Here is a 12,447-nt window from a genome sequence, read left to right as displayed (position 1 = left end):
AAATCACAGGATGGGCGGCAAGCGGACGTTTGTTGCGGGCTGAACGAATGACTGCTCAGCGGACAAAGGGTGAATTCACTGCGGAAAAGCTAAAGGCAGCTTTAGGGCATCCTTCCAAACTTGGTTGCATCTGTAGCGGCCACGATGTCCGGGTTCATTTAACCGGCATTCTAATGCAGGTCAGTACGCACAAGGTACATCAGAACCATCCCCATCGTTGGCCAAGTACGCCGAACGCAGACAGCACGCACAAGATGATAATGAAACCTTTTACGCCAAATCCTTCGCGTAACTTGAATGTGCCAAGGACAAAGGCAAACATGATTGCGGCCACCAGCAGTGATTTTTCAACCGAGTGACCGGCCATCTTGATCGCAACAAAGGCGAAGAGAGACAGGCCAACAGCCATCCACGGTACGAAGCGTCGAATCTGTTCGAGCTGTCGTTGTTCACGTTCTTTGTCAGCCTCAGACATTACCGATTTTCCTCAACAAAACGAGCGCAATTCTTGAGGTCGCTTACAACAGACCAGAATCCGGGGCTGACTTGGGCAGCCATCTGGTTTGGGGGACCGTCTGCCATGACAATCAGGGCGTGCTGGTCGCGAAGGGCCTGCTGTTCTTCTCTCGTCAGAGCCCTGTCGCTTTTGACGGAATAATCCGTCAGCGCTGTTGCCGGAAGCGCTACCAGTTCACGACTTGAAAACCCTCTCAACCCCATCGTTATCTGCTCCCCTTTCGTGAAAGCATTTGGCCAGAGATACGCCGCTACGCGAATTTCCTTACTGTCAAACTCGTAAATCAGATTGAGAGCCATGTAGGGGGCGAAATTGGATTCCGCGATTGGTCGACTGGTGGCCACACAGGTGTCGGCAAGATTGAAGACCGACCAGTTCTCGCGCTCGTGCATATACGCAGCCTGCGCATGCGCGGAACCAACCGAAAGTACGGCGATCAAAACCAGCAAAGGAACATGTTTCATAGGTCAGTCTCCAGGTGATCCAGTGATCTTCCACCGCGCAAAAGCCATGAGTTGATTTTTTCAGCAATCTGCGCCGGTCCCTTTCCGGATTGGAAGTAGGGCTTCATGGGCACAATACCGTGCGCATCGTTGAACTCCAGAACGGCTCGGGTGGTGCGCCCGCCTGAGGCGCTGAAACTCTGCCCCAAACCAACTCCGATCAGGCTCGAAAACGGATATTCACTGACGCTGCTTCGCAAAACTCCGACGCTTTCGAACGTCACAAGGTTCGTGGAGGAATCGAAAATGTATCGCCGGATTTTAAGCACGGACAAAACGACGCCCAACGGGATGACCGCTGAAGCGGAAATGAGCGTCTGTGCAAGCAGCCACCCACTTGATTCAGTTGCACGCACTGCCAGATCTGTTGAAATCAGGCTGAAGATTGGTCTGAACGCAATTCCCAGAATCAAAAGTGAAGCCGCTAGAACAAAGCACAGCATCCGAAGTACAATTGGATTTTCTTCAACAACCAACCGCTTGGACCCATGTTCTAAAATCTTCATAAGAAGCCAAATTCTTCAACCAAACACGACCTCCAGCCAAGATCATGAATAGGTTATGAGCAATATGGCAATTTCTGTATATTGCAGAAACCAGCATGTTGGATTGGAGACGCGATATGGATCAGAGGTTGCAGGCATTTGCGGCGGATATCGCACAGCTTGATGATGCCACCTCGGTCTGGAGTGCCATGTCTGCCTTTGCTGAGAAATGCGGATTTCCCTTCTGCACCTTGAGTATGGCGCGTCGCAGCTCCGGAATTCGCTCTTCCAGGTTCATAACAAGTCTTCCGAGCGAGTTTCAGGACAACTATTGCGACAACGGTTTGATCTCGGACGATCCGTTTTTGTCCCTGATCTGCACCAACATGGCTGCCGCCGCGATTGCCACCGATCCCAATCGCTTCCCTGGGATCAATCATCAACAAGGTGAGTTTTTGGAACTGACCCGATCCCTGGGTGTCAAGAGCGCAATATGCATTCCTGTCAGCACAAACACGCAACCAGAATTCGGGGGCTGGATAATAGGAGGAACAGATGACGGCACGAAATTTAAGCGTCAATTCTCTGAGTCCGGCGTGGAACTACAGATGGCGGGTCTTTTTTCGAATGAACGTATCAGGGCACTGACTTATCGCAAAAACACATCAAACGTCCCGCTCAGCCCACGCGAACGAGAATGCCTGTTGTGGTTGAGTGCAGGCTTTCGCGTTACGATGATAGCCTACAAACTTGGTATCTCTGAATCTGCTGTCACACTTTACATCCAAAAAGCCCGCCAGAAACTTGGAGCACAGACGCGTGAGCAGGCTGTCGTAAGAGCTATCCAATACGGAGAGATCCAGCTCTAACCTGCGCGCCGCATGATGATGTACGCGTCGTGGAACGGCAGGGTGAAATTGATTTGCATCATCCTCGAAGCCGAACGAGCAGTTGAGCGGTGGAAACCGCACACCGGCCCCTGGCACGTACACAAGTATGACCGCTGAGCAGACATTCGTGCGCAGCGCAGCATCGGTCAATTATGGACTCAAGGCTGACATTCTGTGCGATCGAAACTGATGCCCGCTTTGCGCCCCCATTCCGGTCGTTCGCTCCTTCAAGCTCTAACGCTAAAAGCAGACCTTCAAAACCGCGGGCGCATATGACCGGGATGCGGACGAAGCCACCCTGCTCTGCGATGATGCCAAGGACCACTGTCAGCCCGAAGCGGACATTCCATCTGAAGCGTGTTCGGCTGGCCAAGGAGACGAAGACAAGGCGAAACAAAGCGGAAAGCGCGACCACAGAAGAAATAATTCGCTGACGAATTCTACAACGTCGGGCATCGACTAACTTGCGAGTCTGGTTTACGCCAGAGCAACCTTATGACCTATTTGATGGGAGGCTCTGGCACCGGATCGACATCGCAAATCCGCGACGAACAGGCAGGCAGATCCGGTGTTGCAATCAGAGTCTCGTTCCCCTGTGTTGCAGCCGATCCTCCCTTACGGCACTCGCCTGTAAAGAGATCCTGGTTCGGATAAGGCGTGGTGTATCCATCACTCAATGTCTCCAGGAATGCGACCAGCAGATCCTCTTCCCGATCAGTCAAGCCCAGATCGCCGGTTGTATCGTCGACGTTGTTCGGTACTTCCGGCTTCGGCCAGCAGTCCACCCGTTCCGTCGTACCTACCGGACAGTGCCCGGATGTTACCGGATAGGCATATTTGTCGCGAGTATTATAGAAATGGACAAGCTGTTTAAGGCTCTTGATGTACCCATTATGGAAGAAACTCTTCTGAAAGTAGGGAACCGGATTGCCATTGGCATCGATGCGACCTGCGTCCGTGGTCGGGCAGCTTGCAGGTGTCAATGCCGCATTGCGGGCAGTCACCGTCTGAAATTTTCCGTCGAAATTCGGAGCCAGATCGAGCCAACTTGCGTTGGGATTGACACCATTGACGCTTCGCAAAAAGCTTCCCATGCCCAGATCGCGGTGGCCGAAGCCAGCTGGGTTTGGAACGAAGCCGTAGCTGTCTGCAGAGTTCTCATAAAACAATGGCAGGCGCGGGTTGAGCGGCAGACCAAGATTGACATAAGTCTTGTCAGTAAACAGCGGAGCTGCATCGGTGATGCTTCCGGAATCAACTGTTCCGTTTTCCAGGACTGATGACCGTCCGTCGAGATGACAGGAATTGCAATTACCCTTGCCGCCGAACAGCTTGTAGCCGGCTTGTTCGTCCGGTGTCATGGTGTAGCTGCCGGCCAGAAACGCGTCGAATTTCGAAGTAAACGGACTGACGGCGGGCCCGGACTGATAGAAGGACAATGACTGTCCCCAATGGTCGAAGGCATTGCTAGCCCTCAGCCTGTCATCGGAGCTGAGTTTGACAGGCATCATGTCGTTGCCGAAGCGCACAGCACCGGCAGGTGTGGTGCAGATTTCTTCAACATCGGCCGGCCAGGCGATGTCGAGAGAGCCTTTGCCCCAGACAGTCTCAAACAGTTGCCGGTAGTCTGACTGGTCGATCCGGTAAACGATGCAGGCAATATCGGGCATTCCCATTTCACCGGCGCTTACTGGTGGGTCGGTGGCCTGCTCGGCATTCGGATTTTGCAGCATCAATCCGGTTGCTCGGCCGTCCCAGAAGTTGCCGCCGTAGAAGTCCTGCTGTGTTGCATTGTATTGCAGAACCGGAAACATGGATGCATAGGTGTAACGCATCGGTATCCGATCCACGCTGCGAAAGTGAGATGAACCTGGGTAGGCGGACATTGTCAGGTTGATCGATTGGCTTGATCCCGAAAAACCTGAATATGGCATGTGACAGAAGGCGCAGGCCAGATTGCCGTCAACTGAAACGCTCTCGTCATAATTTAGCAGTTCGCCGAGTAAGCCAACTGCCTGATAGCCGTTTGCGCCAAGCACCATCGGATTTCCGTCCGGTTTCGGAGGATCCATGGCCCTCCAATCGGCCATAGCTCGCCTGAATGCTTCGCTCACCTCGCTGCGCACGCGCTCGATTTCGGCGGTCAGATCCGGAGGTAGAATGCCAGGCGGATAGGGAAGGTAGACTTTTGAATTGAGACTCTCTTCGCCGGCAGAGGCATTTTGTGCATGGGCATCTTCGAACGGTGTCACAAGAACAAGTGCGAGAGCCAATCCACAACCAGCGCGCATTGTTACAAATCTCCAAAAAATAGTTTGAATCATTTTCATTGCCGACGCCTCCTGCCTGGAACAGACAACAGGAAAGTCTAATTGATCTCGCGCACCGCAGAGATCAATGGTGATGCCTTGAGTGTAAAGGTTCGTCCGTTTTCTGTATATGAGACACCAATCTCAATACTGTTGGGTTGGCGTCTCAATTTGGCTTCGCCGTTGGCTGAGCGGCTAGCCGCGTTTTATCTGGTCCAGCCAGGTGCGACTGAGGCGCGTCACGTTAACCGTGGGCAATGCGCGCGAGGCGGCGGATGTTGCCATGCAATCAGAAGGTGACATGCCGAAACGAGCCCGGAACAGGCGGTTGAAATGACTAGGGTCGTGGAAATTCCACCGTCCGGAAACTGCCTTTATACAGCCACGGGTTGGTTTCCTGCCAGCAAGTTCGAAGAAGCAGCGATCAAGCCTTCGATTGCGAATGTAACGCCCTATTCCACCTTCATCCGCGAATTGCCGATAGACGGTCGCGCGCGAGACGCCGAAGGCTCGTGACAACGTTTGGACGCCAAGCTCATGACTATCCAGATGGGACATAATGTATTCACGGGTCCGAAGTTCGAGCGTCTGTTCAGCGGCTACGGATGGGGCGTCGCCGGCATGCCGGCCGAGCATTAGGCAGCAGATCAAGTCGAGAAAAGCCCTGGTTATCGCCAGCCTGCTATTACCCTGTGCCTCATCTGACGCCGACAGCAGCACTTCGTGCGCAACGGCAAGGATACGACCAGCCGGGGACGAGACATCGACGGACGAAAATACGGGGTCCTTCCCTGGGATAAAGCCCACCGCAGCATGCGGAATAAGGACGCCTCGACTTTCGCTGCGCTGCTTTCGCGAAACATAGCGTTGCGACATGTCAATGAGGTGTAGACGTTCCGGTATGACGTTGAAAACAACATCTCCAACCTCACCCCAGCCACCGCCTATCAGAAATCGCTCAAAGAGCAAGTATTCGTGGCAAATGCCTTTCTGGATTGCGGGGTCGTGAACGAGCACCTGAGCGGGTGCTTTCAATTGGGTAAGAAGGAGTTCTTCGGTAGCCTTCGCCTTCAGCTGAACTCCAGCGTCAACCTCTGGCTCCTGAGGCAGAACCTGATAGAACGGTCGAGCGACCTCGTACCACTCCTCAAACTCGTAGTTCAACTGGTGTACTCCGGGTTCCGATGGACAACCGTGTGCAGGATTGAGTGTTTTGCACCAATAGTACAATTCAACAGCTAGCAAGACTTTACAAGCGATTATGGCTTTGTCGGATTTTGACGAATGGCAAACTTGACTGAGAGGTTCATTCCAAAGGTCGGGCATCACGTCCGAATTTCACTGAATCAACGGGTTCGTTGCTTTGCGTGTGCCGTTGTTTCATGATTGTTCACAATTCGCGGTCTTACTCAAGACAAGCGACGATTTCGATCTATTGCGGACGCCGCAAGATTGACAGAATGCTCCAAGAGGCTGTTATTTGATTATTCTATTCCTGCTGCGGAGTGGTTGGCATGAACGAAGTCACTGAAGAAGCAGACAGGCAAAGCGCTCGTGTTTTGATGGTAGACGATGACCTCGACCTGTCACAGGAAACTTGCGCTTTTCTGATAGACAAGGGCTACCAGGTTACACACGCACCCAATGTGCCCGCTGCCCGGCAAATGATTGCCGACAACCCTTACGATTTGTTTCTGCTCGATCTGATGATGCCTGGGACCAGCGGAAAGGTTCTTTGCCGCGAAATTGCCACTCGAATGAATGCAGGCATCATAATGGTCAGCTCTATCGAAGATGACGCAGAACGCATCGCATTGCTTGAACTGGGAGCAGACGACTACATCATTAAGCCATTCAATCAACTGGAGCTTCTGGCGCGAATAAGGGCGCTCTCGCGCCGCAGACAGAGCAACCAGGCGAGCAGAACCCGGCTTACTCAGTTCGGTGCATGGGAACTTGTCGAGAACGAGCGACATCTGAAACACGACGATGGGCGCCTCATAACGCTGACATCGAGCGAGGCCCAGATCTTGCGCTTTTTCACGGAGAACCCAGATGTGCTTTGTACTCGGGAAGACCTTCTGGCGGTTGGCCGTGTTCGCCAGCACGGTGGTGCCGGCGACCGTAGTGTAGATGCACTCATCAAGCGTCTGCGAAGTAAAGTCGAGATGGATCCGGGTAACCCGGTGCATATTCAGACCGTTTGGGGCCAAGGCTATGTGTTTCGTGTTGGCTGATGTCAGCCTTCAATAGGTAGGAACACACTGGCGCTCAACCCTCCCACCGAGCGATTTGCGAGGGTTATCGAGCCACCCTGATCAACTATGATCGCCCGCACGATGGATAGCCCCAGACCGCTGCCGGGGCCACTCGCGCCGAGCCGCTGAAAGGGTTCAAATGCGGCGTCCATTTGCTCTGGCGGGATACCCGGCCCCTCGTCCTCGACGCAAATCACCGCCGATCCATCCGCCGTCGATAAAGTGACACGTGCGCAAGTCCCGTATTTGATGGCATTCTCGATCAGATTTCGAACGGCGCGTGTCAGGGCGTTGTGTCTTCCGCAGACAATTGCGGCTGACTGAATGACCAGCGTGGCGTCATGACCATCGTCTTGTTGTTCTTCAACCAGAACCTCCAAAAGCGACGGCAGGTCGATGCGGGTGACATCTCCGTCCCGCCGGGTTTCGCGTGTGAAGGTCGTGACCGCGTTGACGATCTCCTCCACATTCTCCAGTTGCTTGTGGAGCTGCAATTTTGTGGATGTGGAAGTTTTATGATCCATTTCCGCCTTCAGTCGGGCGAGAGGACTCTTGAGATCGTGACCGAGACTTCGGAGCAAGGCGGTCTTGTACTCCAATGCCTGCACGATCCTGGCCTCCATCTGATTGAAGGCGGTAACTGTGTCACGGATGTCCGCACTTCCCGTCGCTTTCAGCGCTCCAACTTCTTCACCCCGACCGAGACGTTCGGCATTCTCCGCAAGCCCGCTGAGCGGAGCCATGACACGTCCAATGAGAAGCGCGAGCAGTCCGACAAGTACCAAGCCTATCAGGCTATCGACGGATCGAGCGAAGAGAACGGGCCAGAAATTCTCCGGCGCAAGGAGCAGGTAGCAATTGATCCAAATTGTCTCGTCAGCCAAGCGCACCGAGTAGACACCGACGATTGGCCTGACTGGGGCCTCGCTGGCCGCGCCTTCCTGGAGCCCTCCAAGTCCTGAGGACTTGGCAAAGTCGTCTTTTTGTTTTGCATTGGTGTTGACGACCCGGTCAGCGACTGAGAGCGCCGCCACAGAGATCCCCTGTGCCTCAAGGCGGGACTTGAACCACTCGGCGACTGCTGGATACCTGCGACCGCCAGCGACCGATGCGGCAGTATCTTCCGCGTTGATGACAACACTGCGTTCCGCATTATTCAGGCTAAGGGCAAGTTTGACGCGGTCTTCAGGAGGCACTTTGCCCAGTGTTGTCACAACCTCTCTCAGGAAACCATCACCGCGGTTTTTCAATTCCTCCAATCTCGCTTGCCGGATTTGAACCACATCGAGAAGTACTGAGATAACCTCGAGCACCAGCCAGCTGGCGATGACTACAAACGTCACTTGCCCACGGAGTGTCAGATTGGCCCAACGCATCGCTGTAGAGGTTTCCCTTGAGTTGTGTACCCATGAGGACCAGGACTTGACCCGGCTTCGGCAGGTGCACAGACTCGAGCGGCAAGGCAGCCAGGGCTCTGCACCCTCTTGACCATTAGCATAAACCAATCGGGTAACGCTAAGGCATGTCGTTGTACTGAAATTAAGTCCAAACAGTCTATCACCTGATCTGCAGTTTCAATCTGCGACCAGCTTTTCCTTCAACCTGCCAATTGAATCAAAGTGTGACAAAGCCTTGGTTTGACCGATACGGACATCCAGATAGGACCAACAACACCCGTTATCTGGAGGCAGTCATGAACACGCAGTCTACCATCAACTCCCAGCTTGGCAGTGCCAGGCGGGCACTCAGGGGCAATCTTGTTGCCATCGGATTCTTCAGCGGCATCGTCAATCTGTTGATGCTGACCGGTCCGATCTTCATGTTGCAGATCTACGACCGTGTGCTGACCAGCCAGAACATCAACACTCTGGTTGCGCTTAGCGCTCTGATGGCCGGCCTTTACCTCTTTATGGGGCTAATTGATGCGGCCCGCTCCCGCGTGCTGGTCGCCACGGGGCACCGTTTCGAACAGCGGCTCACCGCGACCGCGTTCAACGCCACACTTTCGGCACCGAAACCCGGCCAGACACCGGGCTATGCCTCTTCTGCGATCCGAGATGTGGAACAGATCCGCTCTTTCCTGTCCAGTCCGGGTGCGACTGCATTGTTCGACCTTCCTTGGATACCGGTCTATCTCGGCCTCGTCTTCGCCTTGCATTTCTGGTTGGGAATGGTGGGTATTGTCGGTGCAGTCGTGCTCTTAGCCATAGCCGTGTCGACAGACTTGATTGTTCGTGCCTCCACCCGCGTTCAAGCAGAACACTCCAGCAAACGCACACGGCTTGCCGAAGCGGGGCGTCGCAACGCCGAACTGGTTCGGGCGATGGGTATGCAGGGTCATCTGACCGGTGCCTGGCAAGGCCTTAACGATCGCTATCTTGCTGCGAGCGCGCGCTCCGCCAATACCGTAAACCTGTCTAGCAGCATTACCAAGACATTCCGCCTGGCATTGCAGTCGGCAATTCTCGCGGTCGCCGCCTATCTCGCAATCAACAATCTGATTTCCGCCGGGTCCATGATTGCTGCATCCATCATTATGTCGCGTGGTCTCCAGCCAATCGAGACCCTGGTCGGTGGTTGGCGTGGACTGGTTGGCGCACAGCGAGCTTGGCGCCAGTTGAGGTCGGGTTTGTCGAACGAATCTTCTTCCGACCGGATCTCGTTGCCAAAGATGGCAAGGAGTTTGACTGTCGATGGCGTCGTTGCCGTGCCGCCGGGAACCAACACTCCGGTTTTGAAAAACGTTGCCTTCAATCTCGAGGCCGGCGAAGCGCTTGCGGTTGTCGGCCCTACGGGCGGCGGCAAATCCTCGCTGGCAAGGACCCTTGTCGCGTCTTGGTCCGCGGTCAAGGGCAGCGTCTGCCTCGACGGTGTTCCGATCGACCAATACCGGCCAGAGGAACTCGGGCCCCAGATCGGCTTCCTGCCGCAAGACGTGGAGCTATTCGACGGCACAATCGCCCAAAACATCGCCCGCTTCGATCCTGAGGCTAAAGACGAAGCAGTGATCGCCGCTGCCAAGGCTGCAGGTGTCCATGAACTGGTATCGGGTCTCAAGGAGGGCTATGGCGCCGAGGTCGGGGAACGGGGCGCCGCCCTCTCTGGCGGTCAGCGTCAACGCATCGCCCTGGCCCGTGCGCTCTACGGCAATCCGTTTCTGGTGGTTCTGGATGAACCGAACTCGAACCTGGACACCGAAGGTGAGGCTGCCCTGAACCACGCCATTCTCGCCGCCAAGGCACGGGGCGCGATCGTGGTGGTCATTGCCCACCGTGCCAGCGTTCTGGGCGCGGTCGACAAGATCCTCGTCATAGAGGAAGGGCGATCGGTCGACTTCGGCCCGCGTGCCGAGGTGATGAATCGCATGCGCAACCGCAATCAGGAGGCGGTAAGGCCAACCCGGCCGGCGGCGAACGGTTTCGGCCCAAGCATCAGCGGCAATATACGATCTTCCGTTGGAACTGCAGCACCGGCAGCCAACGGGTGATCACAAGTCAGACATCGGGAAATTCAAGGAGACAGATATGACTACCTCAGAGAACACTAAATCCTGCACAGGCGCTTTCGTCGACCGGTCCGGTCGGGCAATCTGCCTCGGCGTCCTCGCCACGGCGATCCTTACTCTCGGATTTGGTGGATGGGCGGCAACCGCCAAGCTGTCGGGTGCTGTCGTTTCATCCGGGAATGTTGTTGTCGCCTCGGACCTCAAGGCCGTCCAGCATCCGGACGGAGGCATTGTTGAAGACATCCGCGTGCGCAATGGCGACCGGGTCAACGCCGGCGACATCGTCCTTTCCCTGGATGACAAACTGCTGAAGGCGAACCTGGCCCTTGTTGACGACAGGTTGATCGCCCTTGAAGCCCAGGCCGCGCGACTCGAGGCAGAACGGGACGGTCTCAAAGACCTCATTCCGTCGATCGAACTTGACGCGCGGATAGCAGAAGTCAAAGTGAAACGCGCCCTGGCCTCTCAGCGCGCGGTCATGGAGGCAAGAAGAATTTCCCGAGACGGCGGGATTGCCGCGCTGGAAGAACAAATCGCTCAGACCGAGGAGGAAATCTCGGGCCTTGAGGCACAACGCGCCGCGAAAGACGAGGAGATCGCGCTCATAGACCACGAACTGGAGGGTCTTCAGATCCTGCTCGAAAAAGGCCTCACACCCGAAACGCGGATCACGGCGCTTAAGCGGGAAAGAAGTGGTCTCACTGGAAGCAGCGGTGCACATACTTCGCAGATTGCGGTCGCGAGGGGTCGCATCAGCGAGACGCGGATCAATCTGCTGCAACTGGAAAAGAGTTTCCAAGAGCAGGTGATGAACGAGATTGCCGATCTTTCGATCGAAATCGACCAGCTCAAGGAACGCCGAGCCTCCGCGCGCCTCCAACTTGCCCGTGTCGATGTCCGCGCACCCACTGACGGTATCGTGCACGAACTTGCCGTTCACACCGTCGGCGGCGTGGTATCACCTGGCGAAACCGTTATGCGGATCGTACCCGAGGCCGATGGATTGGTAATCAACGCTACCATCGCGCCGCAAGACATCAACAATGTCACCGTCGGCCAGCAGACCGGCCTCGTGATCGCCGCCTTCGACTTGAAGACAGTCCCGCGCTTGAGCGGACAGATCGAATACGTGTCGGCGGACCTCAAGACCGATCCCATGACGGGAGTAAGCTACTACGAGGCACGTGTCGAGCTAGACGAGGACGCCACAGATTTACTGGCTGAGCGTGAGCTTCACTTGCTGCCCGGCATGCCGGCTGAGGTCTATATTGAGACCGGTGAACGTACGATGTTCGAATATCTTCTCGACCCGCTGAGCAAGCAGGTCCGCACAACCTTCCGTGAAATGTAAGCAGGAAACACGCCGAGGCGTTACCTTCTAGGAGCTACTACTCGAACTGCCCAGGTAGTTAGCCGGCGTCATAAGTGACGCCGGCTTTTTATGTGCATATTCAATCATTACCAGAAGTTAATTTCGTCATACTTTATAACAAGTTAGAGGTTCTTTTCCCGTTGAGATCGAGAACTCGGGAAACTACATTTCGATTATGCCTGGCGGTGAAAGAAACAGCCGATCCAGACATGAAAACGAATGAGACTAGCGAGGAGAATTCAAATGAAAAATGCCATTGAAACCGGTTCCCAGACCGTAGAGACAAACTCGATCAATACTTCAAACGAGGCAATCAGAATGACCGATGATATCGAAGTAGTTCAACCGATCATGCCATCTCCGAAATGCGGTACAGACGAGCCGGAAGACAAAGACCTGACCGCAGTGCATCCCCTGCCGCTCGGCCCGGTATTCGCCACCGGCGAAGGAGAAGACCTTGTCGCCGTGCAACCGATCATGCCGTCGCCGAAATGCGGTACAGACGTGCCGGAAGACAATGATCTGATTGCTGTGCATCCCCTGCCGCTCGGCCCGGTATTCGCCACCGGCGAAGGAGAAGACCTTGTCGCCGTGCAACCGATCATGCC

11 protein-coding genes are annotated in these 12,447 nt (G+C 55.1%); 5 read left to right on the top strand and 6 right to left on the bottom strand.

What is annotated here, in order from left to right:
* Nucleotides 1-199: 199 nt before the first annotated feature.
* Genes Q0915_RS25100 through Q0915_RS25090 form a run of 3 tightly spaced genes read right to left on the bottom strand, consistent with a single transcriptional unit; the run spans nucleotide 200 to nucleotide 1,376 of the window.
* Nucleotides 200-475 carry a hypothetical protein gene (locus Q0915_RS25100; protein WP_299483434.1) on the bottom strand — a complete coding sequence of 92 codons (276 nt, stop codon included), beginning with the start codon at nucleotides 473-475 and terminating at the stop codon, nucleotides 200-202.
* Nucleotides 475-981 carry a hypothetical protein gene (locus Q0915_RS25095; protein ID WP_299483432.1) on the bottom strand — a complete coding sequence of 169 codons (507 nt, stop codon included), beginning with the start codon at nucleotides 979-981 and terminating at the stop codon, nucleotides 475-477. Before Q0915_RS25095 ends, Q0915_RS25100 begins: the two co-directional genes overlap by 1 nt.
* On the bottom strand, nucleotides 978-1,376 hold the full coding sequence (locus Q0915_RS25090; RefSeq protein ID WP_299483430.1) for a hypothetical protein: 399 nt from the start codon (nucleotides 1,374-1,376) through the stop codon (nucleotides 978-980). Before Q0915_RS25090 ends, Q0915_RS25095 begins: the two co-directional genes overlap by 4 nt.
* 266 nt (nucleotides 1,377-1,642) lie before the next feature.
* Between Q0915_RS25090 and Q0915_RS25085 the strand changes: the two genes are divergently transcribed.
* Nucleotides 1,643-2,374, top strand: coding sequence for an autoinducer binding domain-containing protein (locus tag Q0915_RS25085; RefSeq protein ID WP_299483428.1), 732 nt, complete (start codon nucleotides 1,643-1,645; stop codon nucleotides 2,372-2,374).
* Between the two features lie 521 nt (nucleotides 2,375-2,895).
* Here the strand turns inward: Q0915_RS25085 and Q0915_RS25080 are convergent.
* Both Q0915_RS25080 and Q0915_RS25075 read right to left on the bottom strand, forming a co-directional pair.
* Complete coding sequence (locus tag Q0915_RS25080; RefSeq protein ID WP_299483427.1) at nucleotides 2,896-4,686, bottom strand: cytochrome c peroxidase; 1,791 nt, start codon at nucleotides 4,684-4,686, stop codon at nucleotides 2,896-2,898.
* Between the two features lie 213 nt (nucleotides 4,687-4,899).
* Nucleotides 4,900-5,868 carry an AraC family transcriptional regulator gene (locus tag Q0915_RS25075; RefSeq protein ID WP_299483426.1) on the bottom strand — a complete coding sequence of 323 codons (969 nt, stop codon included), beginning with the start codon at nucleotides 5,866-5,868 and terminating at the stop codon, nucleotides 4,900-4,902.
* Between the two features lie 350 nt (nucleotides 5,869-6,218).
* Here Q0915_RS25075 and Q0915_RS25070 point away from each other — a divergent pair, with 350 nt between their 5' ends.
* Complete coding sequence (locus tag Q0915_RS25070; RefSeq protein WP_282047432.1) at nucleotides 6,219-6,941, top strand: response regulator transcription factor; 723 nt, start codon at nucleotides 6,219-6,221, stop codon at nucleotides 6,939-6,941.
* Nucleotides 6,942-6,943: 2 nt separating this feature from the next.
* On the opposite strand, the gene Q0915_RS25065 is transcribed toward Q0915_RS25070, so the two are convergent.
* On the bottom strand, nucleotides 6,944-8,338 hold the full coding sequence (locus Q0915_RS25065) for an ATP-binding protein (protein ID WP_299483425.1): 1,395 nt from the start codon (nucleotides 8,336-8,338) through the stop codon (nucleotides 6,944-6,946).
* A gap of 317 nt (nucleotides 8,339-8,655) precedes the next feature.
* On the opposite strand from Q0915_RS25065, the gene Q0915_RS25060 reads away from it, so the two are divergent.
* The 3 genes from Q0915_RS25060 to Q0915_RS25050 form a co-directional block, all read left to right on the top strand.
* The gene (locus Q0915_RS25060) at nucleotides 8,656-10,449 is read left to right on the top strand and encodes a type I secretion system permease/ATPase (protein WP_282047434.1); all 1,794 of its coding nucleotides are present in this window, start codon (nucleotides 8,656-8,658) and stop codon (nucleotides 10,447-10,449) included.
* A 37-nt stretch (nucleotides 10,450-10,486) separates the two neighbouring features.
* Complete coding sequence (locus Q0915_RS25055; RefSeq protein WP_299483424.1) at nucleotides 10,487-11,818, top strand: HlyD family type I secretion periplasmic adaptor subunit; 1,332 nt, start codon at nucleotides 10,487-10,489, stop codon at nucleotides 11,816-11,818.
* Between the two features lie 264 nt (nucleotides 11,819-12,082).
* Nucleotides 12,083-12,447, top strand: a 365-nt coding sequence (locus tag Q0915_RS25050; protein WP_299544462.1) for a hypothetical protein, incomplete at its 3' end; no start/stop codon positions are given.

Source organism: uncultured Roseibium sp. (genome assembly GCF_947494555.1).
Taxonomy (GTDB): domain Bacteria; phylum Pseudomonadota; class Alphaproteobacteria; order Rhizobiales; family Stappiaceae; genus Roseibium.
The sequence above is the reverse complement of the archived record's forward strand: the minus strand, read 5'-3'. Positions and strand labels throughout refer to the sequence as shown.